The 571-nt window shown below is 61.8% G+C and carries 1 pseudogene; it reads right to left on the minus strand.

The features are described 5' to 3' along the window. Positions 1-357, minus strand: a pseudogene (locus tag ACT3TS_RS19740) (hypothetical protein); the annotation flags it as partial. Positions 358-571 lie beyond the last annotated feature (214 nt).

The raw sequence follows: 571 nt of genomic DNA on the forward strand, positions 1-571 counted from the left end.
GGGATCACACAGGGCCTGGTCAAACAAGGCCAGCGGCACCGGCCCGTTGTAGGTGGTGAACGCGGTGCCGGTCCCGTCGTTGCGTTCCAAGTCTTCTTGGGAACAGGTGATGATCAACTGTGTCTTCAATCCACCGTTGAGCGGCAGTTTGTCAGTGCGGGCGGCCAGCTTCACGCAGTCCAGGAGCCCGTCGAGGAGCTTTTGACCGTAAGTACGGTCATCCTTCGAGACCGGGTCGGTGCTCTCAGGATCGATCGGGTCCAGCCCTGCCAAGACCTCACCCGTTCCCGGGAACGGAATCCGCACCCCATCGACCACCCTCGATTCCCCGGCATTCTCGTTCCCGCCATCTCCCAATGGTCCACTGTCCTCAAACAACGGCTCCCGCCCCGCATCCCCACTCCCCACATCCCCACTCCCCGGCCAGGTATCGCCTGGTTCGGGGCTTTCTGGTGGTGGGGTGTTGGAGTCAGACATGCCTGCCTGCGCCACCGGTGGTGGTTGTTGTGGTTGTTCCCAGATATTGAACCCGGAGTTGTCCGCTGCCACCGGTGGTGGTTGTTCCCAGATT

The sequence above is a fragment of the Specibacter sp. AOP5-B1-6 genome (genome assembly GCF_052376555.1).
GTDB lineage: Bacteria > Actinomycetota > Actinomycetes > Actinomycetales > Micrococcaceae > Specibacter.